The sequence below is a fragment of the Terriglobus sp. YAF25 genome (assembly GCF_052113305.1).
In the GTDB taxonomy this organism is placed as follows: Bacteria; Acidobacteriota; Terriglobia; order Terriglobales; family Acidobacteriaceae; genus Terriglobus.
In genome coordinates, this window is sequence record NZ_JBFRCY010000268.1 from 1 (window position 1) to 7,605 (window position 7,605).

Genomic DNA, 7,605 nt, shown 5'->3' on the forward strand with positions numbered 1-7,605 from the left:
GTGTAGCGCAGGGCTTCCGCATCTATGGGCGTTTTCCGCAATGAAAACGCCGCTGTACTCCTCTTCCGGGATACCCAGCTACAGGGAAAATGCTCTAGAGCACAGCTAAAACGGCTGGGTGCCTCGCGAATATCCCACCCATTGCGATGCAATGGATGGGGCACCCAGAGTATGGGTTTCCGACATTGTCGATATACCCCTAGTAGACGTCGCGCTGGTAGCGCTTCTGCTTCTTCAGCTCGGCCAGGTAGGCGTTGGCATCATCAAGAGTGCCGTGCTTGCCCATGGCAATGGCATCCAGCAGAGCGTTCTCGACGTCCTTGGCCATACGGCTGGCGTCGCCGCAGACGTAGAAGTACGCGCCCTCTTCCAGCCACTTGTACAGTTCGGCGGCATGCTCCCTCATGCGATCCTGCACGTAGACCTTCTGCTTCTGATCGCGGGAGAAGGCCGTGTGGAAATGGTTCAGCAGGCCGTCCTTGTGCCAGGCTTCCAGATCGCTCTGGTACAGGAAGTCCGAGGCCTGACGCTGTTCGCCGAAGAAGAGCCAGTTCTTGCCCTTGTGGCCAAGCGCCTGGCGATGCTGCAGGAACGCGCGGAAGGGCGCGATTCCGGTGCCGGGGCCGATCATGATGATCGGTGCGTTGGAGTCTTCGGGAAGACGGAAGTTCTTATTTTCGTGCAGGAAGACGGGCATCTTGTGTCCGTGGGGAGCGCGCTCGGCGAGGTGGCCGCTGCAGAGCCCCTGACGCTCGCGACCATGGGTGTCATAGCGAATGACGCGCACGATGGTATGCACTGCGTTCGGGTTCATCTCCTGGCTGGAGGCGATGGAGTACATGCGCGGCGTCAGGCGCTGCAGCACGGTAAAGAGATCCTGCGGATTCTTGATAATGCCCGGGAATTCAGTAATCAGGTCGATGAACTCACGGCCCCAGACATACTCTTCGGCGAGGGAGCGGTTCTCCGGAAGGGTGTACTTGCGAAGCTCTTCCGCCTTGGGATGACCGTCGGCCATCTTGGCCAGGGCGGTCACGCTACCGCGGGACAGCTTGCCGATGCCGAGGCGAGTACRCACGGCCTCGTGCAGGGAGATCTCAACCTTGTAGTGGTCCAGAACGCGCTCTTCTCCGGTATATCCGAGGGCTTCCAGCACGTCGTGCACCGCGTGAGGGCGGTTCTCGGGAAGAATGCCGATGGCATCGCCCGGGGTGTAGTGCATGCCGGGCTCAAGCTCCAGCTCGTAGTGCCGTGTCTCCTTCTCGGAGTCGGCAAGCGTCATACGCTGATTGACAAGGACGCGCGACTGGTAAGGGTTATTGCGGGTGTATTTGCTGTCTGTGCTCATGGGTCCGCCCTCTATTTTAGCGGAACGGACCCAGCAGCCTTAAAAACGGAGCGCCAGACCGGTGCTGAGGTTGACCGGATGGTAAGTGGTCGAACCCGTGGAAAGGTTCTGATACCCGAACTCGATCACACGCCAGTCGATATGTGGAAGCAGCGTTGTCTCCAGCCCGGCGTCGAGCTGATATCCAAAACCCGTGTGATCGATCTGGGCAGAGTTGACCGAGTAATTGGTAAACCCTATCTCCGCCTGACCATAGATCTTGAAGGGCACGACGTGTGGAACGAACGAGACCCGTGGGCCGATCATGAAGTTCCTGACACTGGTCGAACCTTTGGAGAGAAACTGGCCGCGCGCATCCAAACCGATGTGAGCCGGAAGAGCGCCGCCACGATCGAAGTAGACGCCAACTGTCGGCCCAAAGACCCAGTTGTCACTCGCAGAATTGCTGATGCGGGACGCGGTTCCTTCGACGTACACCGCCTGCGCGTGCGATGACTTTCCAGAAACGAAAAAAGTTAAAACAAGAGCTGCAAAAACGAGCAGACGGGGTTTCATCAGGTATCCCATCCTCCGGGGAGGTATTTATACAAACTACGTCCGGTTAGATGCGGAAAGAGCGATCCACAGGACCTGTGTACCGCAACGGTAAACGGTGGACTTGGGTGTGTAACCCGGAAGAGGAGTGCAGCGGCGTTTTCATTGCGGAAAACGCCCATAGATGCACAAACCCGGCACTACCCCTTACAGGGAAATGTTCTACTGCACCTCGTCAAGCGCCCGCTGGCCCCGGCGATGCTGCCGCATGCGCTCAATCTGCTGCTCTTCGAGTTGGGCATATTGCTTCTTCTGCTCTTCGCTCAGGATGGTGTTGATCTTTTTGTCTTCGTCATCGCGAATCTGCTTCACCTGATGGAGGCGTTGCCCTCCCCGCACCGAGTTGTCGTTGCGCAGCGCGGTCAGCTTTTGCTGCCGCTCTTCCAGAAGCGGCTTCATCTGCGCCTGCTGATCAGGAGTGAGATTCAGTTTCCTGGTATAGAGAGCCAGCATACGATCCGCAGGCGGCTCAGGGCCGGGAACCTGCTTATTGAGTCGGCATACCGTTATCGACGAGAATGCGGTGGAAACGGGTGACATCGGCGGGCTCAGGCTGGCGGTAGGCGATCCCAGGGCCCGGGTTCCAGACGATGAGGTTGACCTTCGCCTGGACGTCTCGCAGTAGCTCCAGCACCTGCAAGGCGTGCTCGGGCTGATCGTTGATGCCCCCAAGAAGGACGTACTCAACGTTGATCCAGCCGCGTTTGCCGAGCGGGATCGTCTTCACCGCTTCGAGCAGCTCAGCGATCTTCCACTTGCGGTTGATGGGCATCACCTGCTCGCGGATGGCGTCGTTCGGAGCGTTCAGGCTGAGGGCGAGATTCGGCCGGATGGCTTCGGCTGCAAAACGGCGAATTGCCGGCTCAATGCCGCTGGTAGAAACGGTAATGCGCGACGCAGGAATGCCGATTCCCTGCACGATCAGGCCGATCGCCTTCATTACTGCGTCGTAGTTCAGGAAGGGCTCGCCCATGCCCATCAGGACAAGGTTGATGCGGTCGACGCCGACACGAATCTGGCGCCGGTTGAGTACAGCAGCCACCTGCCCGGCGATCTCTCCGGCGGTGAGATTGCGTTTTACCCCCAGCTTCGCCGTAAGACAGAACTGGCAGTTGACGGCGCATCCCACCTGGCTCGAAATACAGATGGTGGCGCGCTGATATCCCTGGTCGGCAAGGCGGCCTCGGTTGCGAAGGTCGCGTCCATCAAAACCGTCGGCCTCTCCTTCGGGCATCCAGACGGTTTCAATGGTTTCGCCGTCCGCCAGGTGCACCAGGTAGCGTTCCGTGCCGTCGACAGAGATGGCCGTCTGCGCAATGACAGGTAAACCCACCTCAGCGTCGCCTGCCAGCAGTACTCGCAGACGGGCGGCAAGCGGATCAAGGGTGGCGATACGGTCTCGGTAGAGAGCCCGCCACAGTTGCCGCGCACGACGGGTGTCGCCACCCACTATGGTGGTCAACTCGTCCAGATTCTTCCCGAAAAGCGGCTCCGCCTGCATACCACCTTTAAGGATAGAGCATTTTTCCTGTTGCTCGGTATCCCGGGAGGAGCGTGCAGTGGCGTTTCATTTGCGGAAAACGCCCATAGATGCACTAGCCCTGCACTACACCTACAGGGAAAATGCTCTAGCCGGTTAAGCGCCACAAGGTTGGTTCAGCCATTCCGTAACCGCCTAACCTTTTTTTCCTTTTCCGGCTCTGGGTCGTCAGGGGCAGTTCCGACGCAGTCCAGGGCAAGGTTACGCAGGGCTTCGGCCACAGCCTCATGGACCTCCTGCCGGACAGCGTCGCGGACGGTCTGGACCACTTCATCCGGCTCGAACGGGGCGTCCTCGCGGATATCCATCACCCGGTCCAGCACCTTTTCGATGACCGGTTTAACAGAAATCTTCTTGGCCAGCTCCTTGGCGACCTTCTTCGCCGGGACGTCAAAGGCGGCCTCCATGGCATTTTCGGGAACAATCGGCTCAGACTTCTTCCAGTCACGGTCGAAGACGGCTTCGATTTGATTCACCACCTTCGTGTCTTTGAAGATCACGCCGACCTCGCGCCGGACCTCCAGTTCGAGCTTGCGCAGACTCTGGCTGCCGATAAAGGCGGATTCCGAATCGCGCAGGATAACCCGCGCATGCAGACGCATGGCAATCTTCCGGACCGGAAGGATATCGCTCTTGGCAGAGGCCCGGGATAGCACGCGGACTTCTACCCCTTCCGCAATCTTCTTCTGCAAGAGGCGAAGGAAGTCAGCATCACTGATCTTCATTTCGTAGATGGAGAGCCGCTTCTTCGCCTTGCGAATGAAGTCGGTCAGCCGTTCGCGCGCGTTAACCGGGCTGATGACCAGGCCTGAGTTCTTTGACTTTGCCTTGAAGGCAACGCGATGGGCATCCGCCTCAAAGAGCTCGACCGCCTCTTTCACCGTGGACACCGTCCTGATGGCAACACCGAACGACCGGCTAAGGTCGATATCCAGGTGGGTGTAGTTGTAGGCGAAAAGATAGAGTTCCTTGTCGTCAACGATCATCATCTTGCCGTGATACCGCACAAGATCATTGGCAGTGCGGCTGACCGTGATGCCTCTTTCCAGAAGTTGCATTTCCAGCTTGCGCAGGTTCTTCTCTTCCCCACGATTTGTGTAGGCAATGAGCGCCTGGACGGTAACGCCACGCTCGACGGCCGCGACCAGAGCCTTCTGGATCTCAAACCGGTCAAAACGAAAGATAAGGATTCGTATGGTTTTCTTTGCCTTGTTGATGGCGGCTAGAAGAGGCTTGATGCCATCGTCGGGCTGGACAAGGAGCTTCACGTGAGTGCTCACATAAGACAGATGCTTTTCCTGACTGCTTGGATGTTTTCTAAGCACCATAACAACGGTGGCGCCAGATTCTGCTTCCAATCTTTAAAGATCGAAAGCAGTCAGTACGGAGATCGTCATGCCTCGCCTTGCCAGCCTTGTACTAAGCCTTAGCCTGTCGCTTCTCTCTTTCACAGCTATTTCACAGCAGCAGCCTGCAACATCGCCGGCAGCAGCGAATCCACCACAGGCAGCGGTCGAGAAATCGTCTAAGAAAGCACCGCTCCCCGTCTCGGCGATCCACAATCCGACGTTGTGGCACGAGCCTGGAAAGATTGAGTCGCTGGACTTGTATGCCGGTCAGGGAGGAAATGACAAGGCTCCGGCCGAGCCATTTACATTTCTGGAGGAAGATACCGACGGGACCAACCCGAAGTTCGACGTGCGCGACGCCATGGCTAAGAAATGGCGCGTGAAACTGGGCGAGGAGGCACGGCCGGAGGTGGTGGCGTCGCGCCTCCTCTGGTCTATGGGCTATTACGTCAACGACGACTATGTCCTGGAGGCTGCTGAGATCCCCGGTATCAAGCTCTCGAGGGGTGATAACGATGCGAAGAAGGGGCACATCCGGCAGGCCCGATTCTCGCGCAGACCGGGCGGGCAGGACAAGATCGGCATCTGGCTGTGGGGCGACAATCCCTTCAAAGGAACACGCGAGTTCAACGGCCTGCGAGTGATGATGGCCGTGATGAACAACTGGGACCTGAAAGACGAGAACAACGCGGTTTATTCCGACAAGAAGTCCGGCGAACAGATCTTCCTGGTCAATGACGTCGGAGCAACCTTCGGCACCAACGGTCTGAGCTGGACCAAGGCGCAGTCAAAGGGCAATATCGGCAGCTTCCGGGAATCGAAGTTCATCACCCGTCTCGGCGATACCGACGTGGATTTCGCGACGCCGAAACCACCGAACTTCCTGATTGGCGTCGCCAATCCCATACGGTACGCGATCCGTATCGATCTCGACTGGATCGGCAACAAGATTCCCCGGAATGATGCGCGTTGGATGGGAGAGATGCTGGGCCGGTTAAGCCACAAGCAACTGGTGGATGCCTTCCGTGCGGGCCACTTCCCCGCCGATCAGATCGACCCATATGTGGAGATTGTCGAAAGCCGCATCCGCGAACTGAAGGAGTTGTAGGGCATGGGTCCCGTCATCAACCTGCTTGCGTCAGGAGTTTGATGACAGGCCTTGAGGTGTGTCCTGAGAAAGGCCGGCGCCCTCTGCTTCTTCGGAGAACTGAATGTCGTGCAGCTTGCGGAAGACTCCGTCTTCGCGCGCCATGAGCTCTTCCTGCGAGCCTGATTCGACAATGCGGCCGTCGTCGACCACATAGATGCAGTGCGCCCTGCGGATAGTCGAGAGCCGGTGAGCAATCACGATAGAGGTCTTGCCTTCCATCAAACGGTCTAGCGCCTCAAAGACCAGCTCCTCCGACTCAGCATCGAGACCCGAGGTCGGCTCGTCGAGAATCAGGATTGGAGCATTGCGAATGATTGCCCGGGCAATCGCGATGCGTTGCCGCTGGCCTCCACTCAGAGTCATGCCACGTTCGCCGACGACGGTATTGAACTTATTCGGCATCTTCTGAATAAACTCCATGGCATTGGCGGCTTCGGCAGCACGGACAATCTCTGCCTCGGTTGCATCCGGCCGCCCGTAGGCAATGTTGTCCCAGATCGTTCCACTGAATAGGACCGTATCCTGCAACACGAAGCTGATCTGGCTACGCAGCGACTTCTGCTTGAACGTACGGATATCGGCGCCGTCAATCTTAACCACACCGTGTTCCGGTTCATAAAAACGCGCGATCAGATTGACGATCGTCGTCTTGCCGGAACCTGTGTGGCCAACCAGCGCCACCATGGTCCCGGGCTCCACGTGCATGTTCACGCCGCACAGGATCTTCTTCTCGTCGTTATAGGAGAAGTCGATGTTCTCTAGATCGATCTCGCCGTGAAACGATGGAGCAACTTTGGCGCCAGGGATATCTAAAATCTCCTCATGGCTGGTAAGGATCTCCTGGACACGCTCGTACCCGACCTCTGCCTTGGAATAGGCGTCCATTGTCTTGGAGATCTCCTGCATGGGCTTGTACATCTTGCCCAGGTAGAAGATGAAAACGACCATCGAGCCGGCGCTAAGATCTCCGGCCAGAACCATCCGGGCGCCAAACCACAGTACCGCGCACGTCCCGACCGCGGTGATGATGTCCACCATCGGCACCAGTCTTGCCTTCAGGGTTCGAGCCGTGAGCGCCGCCTGTACCGTTTCCAGGCTTTCCCCTTCAAAGCGCCTGATCTCGTAGTCTTCCCGAGAGAATGCCTTCACCACGCGCACCGAGTTCACCACCTCGGAAACGATCGAGATGAGACGGCCCTCTTTCTTACGGACCTCGCGGGAGGCCTTCTTCACCTTGCGGGTATAGGTGTAGACGATACTGAAGAGCACTGGCACAACAGCCAGAGCGATGAGCGTGAATTCCCAGTTGATGTAAAACATCACGCCGATCATGCCCACCAGGGTGGCAACATTCACCAGGATGCCGAGCAGGCCGGATACGATGAATGTCTGGATGGCATCGATATCACTGGTGACGCGGCTGATAAGGTCGCCGGTGGGCTGCTGGTCATGATACGAAAGCGAGAGCCGCTGCACCTGGGTATAGATCATGCGACGCAGGTCATGCGTTACCCACTGGCCTACGCTGGTAGTGAGGTATTTTTCCGCATAGCTGCAGCCCGCATCCATGACGGCGATAACCAGAACCGCAACACAGGCAAACATCAGCATACCCTGTGTGGAC

At 57.8% G+C, this 7,605-nt stretch carries 7 protein-coding genes; 1 reads left to right on the forward strand and 6 read right to left on the reverse strand.

Features of this window, described 5'->3' with window-relative positions:
* Window positions 1-199 precede the first annotated feature (199 nt).
* The 5 genes from AB4043_RS12730 to AB4043_RS12750 all read right to left on the reverse strand — a co-directional run bounded on the left by AB4043_RS12730 (window position 200) and on the right by AB4043_RS12750 (window position 4,750).
* Window positions 200-1,348: a diflavin oxidoreductase gene (locus tag AB4043_RS12730; RefSeq protein ID WP_442307202.1), complete on the reverse strand. Its 1,149-nt coding sequence runs from the start codon at window positions 1,346-1,348 to the stop codon at window positions 200-202.
* Between the two features lie 39 nt (window positions 1,349-1,387).
* Window positions 1,388-1,903, reverse strand: coding sequence for an outer membrane beta-barrel protein (locus tag AB4043_RS12735; RefSeq protein WP_442301719.1), 516 nt, complete (start codon window positions 1,901-1,903; stop codon window positions 1,388-1,390).
* Window positions 1,904-2,104: 201 nt separating this feature from the next.
* On the reverse strand, window positions 2,105-2,395 hold the full coding sequence (locus AB4043_RS12740) for a hypothetical protein (RefSeq protein WP_442307203.1): 291 nt from the start codon (window positions 2,393-2,395) through the stop codon (window positions 2,105-2,107).
* Between the two features lie 34 nt (window positions 2,396-2,429).
* On the reverse strand, window positions 2,430-3,443 hold the full coding sequence (rlmN, locus tag AB4043_RS12745) for a 23S rRNA (adenine(2503)-C(2))-methyltransferase RlmN (protein ID WP_442307204.1): 1,014 nt from the start codon (window positions 3,441-3,443) through the stop codon (window positions 2,430-2,432).
* 155 nt (window positions 3,444-3,598) lie between these two features.
* Complete coding sequence (locus tag AB4043_RS12750) at window positions 3,599-4,750, reverse strand: phospholipase D-like domain-containing protein (RefSeq protein ID WP_442301722.1); 1,152 nt, start codon at window positions 4,748-4,750, stop codon at window positions 3,599-3,601.
* Window positions 4,751-4,877: 127 nt separating this feature from the next.
* Between AB4043_RS12750 and AB4043_RS12755 the strand changes: the two genes are divergently transcribed.
* Window positions 4,878-5,939: a hypothetical protein gene (locus tag AB4043_RS12755; protein WP_442301723.1), complete on the forward strand. Its 1,062-nt coding sequence runs from the start codon at window positions 4,878-4,880 to the stop codon at window positions 5,937-5,939.
* Between the two features lie 30 nt (window positions 5,940-5,969).
* Here AB4043_RS12755 and AB4043_RS12760 read toward each other — a convergent pair.
* The coding region (locus tag AB4043_RS12760; RefSeq protein WP_442307205.1) for an ABC transporter ATP-binding protein at window positions 5,970-7,605 on the reverse strand (1,636 nt) is incomplete at its 5' end.

What these genes read in the sequence shown, in the direction of transcription:
- AB4043_RS12735 (WP_442301719.1), bottom strand. Translation starts at nt 1,903, where the DNA reads ATGAAACCCCGTCTGCTCGTTTTTGCAGCTCTTGTTTTAACTTTTTTC.
- AB4043_RS12740 (WP_442307203.1), bottom strand. Translation starts at nt 2,395, where the DNA reads ATGCTGGCTCTCTATACCAGGAAACTGAATCTCACTCCTGATCAGCAG.
- rlmN (WP_442307204.1), bottom strand. Translation starts at nt 3,443, where the DNA reads ATGCAGGCGGAGCCGCTTTTCGGGAAGAATCTGGACGAGTTGACCACC.
- AB4043_RS12755 (WP_442301723.1), top strand. Translation starts at nt 4,878, where the DNA reads ATGCCTCGCCTTGCCAGCCTTGTACTAAGCCTTAGCCTGTCGCTTCTC.